This window comes from Pedobacter sp. 01T416_2 (assembly GCF_056398925.1).
In genome coordinates this window covers 1-1,497 of sequence record NZ_JBFTQI010001071.1, presented here as the reverse complement: position 1 = coordinate 1,497, position 1,497 = coordinate 1, and the positions used below count along the sequence as shown (strand labels likewise).

1 protein-coding gene is annotated in these 1,497 nt (G+C 36.9%); it reads left to right on the top strand.

Translation table 11 applies throughout. From position 1 onward, the window contains the following. On the top strand, positions 1-573 hold a 573-nt coding region (locus tag AC1DPQ_RS27440), incomplete at its 5' end, for a thioredoxin family protein (RefSeq protein ID WP_477611517.1). Positions 574-1,497: the final 924 nt, after the last annotated feature.

The window sequence follows — 1,497 nt, the reverse complement described above, 5'->3', positions numbered from 1 at the left end:
CCGTTACGCAGTGTATCGGCTTTTCTTCCACCACAGGAAACACAAGATTTTGACCTGTACACTGCTGGATTACTGGCAGGAAAACAAACTTCAGCAAATGATGGTCCACATAAATATGCGGATAAGTTCCATGCACCGTTAAAGCTGAATGCTTATTTCGATTATAACGAAGGTTTAGCTGTAGCCAAAAAACAGAACAAACCTGTACTGATTGATTTTACCGGCCATGCCTGCGTAAACTGTAGAAAAATGGAAGCCAATGTTTGGCCTGACAAGGATGTGTACAAAATGATCAATGATGATTATGTACTGATCCAGTTATATGTAGATGATAAATCGGAACTGGCACCAGCTGATGTAGTAATTACACCAGAGGGAAGAAAACTCAATACCATTGGTAAAAAATGGAGTGATCTGCAAGCCAGGAAATTCCAGTCTAACTCACAGCCTTTTTATGTACTGCTCGATCCCAAAACAGAGACACTACTGGCACAACCACAGGGTGCAGATTATGAAGTAACAAACTATAAAAAATTCTTGACAAGCGGATTAAATGCTTTTCATAATAAATAAAAACATACTGGTCATTGTAGAAGTGTGGCCAGCAGTTAGTGATAGTTAAGACGACGATCTGGGCATTGCCGGATGGCATGCCCATTTTCACCACCAGATGTGTTAAGACACACCTAAGCCCACCTTAATACCTAACCATGAAACTTAAAATTTTTGTTGCCGCTATATTACTTTTACATCCTTTTTTCCTGTCTTCATTCTTAATCCCATCTTAAAACCTAGCTCTAGAAAGCCGCGAGCTCCTGCTTATACAATGCAAAAGGCGCATGTAACTAGCGAACCGATTAAACACATGCTACACCAGCGGGGGGATTATTTGAATAGGCCGTAGCAAAACGCTACGACCAGATGTATTCGGAAACTATCCTCTTAAGTAAAGTGTCAAAAAGAAGAAAACTAAGGGAAATACAACCACACATAATGTTATAAAAATACTTTTTCTTCTCTCCTTTTCAGATTCATTTTCAAATTCATTCATGATCGAATCATGTAGTCTTTCTTTTTGCATCAAATATTTGTTCTGAATGCCATTATAATAATCTGAAATCCTTTTTTCAACATGAATCTGATCCCAGACAGCCAATCGCTCTAATCCTATGCACGCTTGGAATTCTACTCTTTTACTTTAAGACCGGTAAATCAATAATATTAACAATATTTAACAAGTAATTGTGTTTTCTATTTACAACTTTTATATTTTATTTTCAAGTTTAAAATAATTGGAGCAAATCGCTAGAAAAGATCTTAATAAAAAAGCCACACATTTCTGTATGACTTTATCCAGTGCACTACCTTTCATTCATGCATTTGCCTCCACGAACAGGCGACCTTCTTTCTTTTAACGAACTGGGAGTTACAATAAGTAAATCTTTAATTATAAGAATAAGTTCCAGAAGGAATAGTAAAAGATCCATTCGTGTTCCC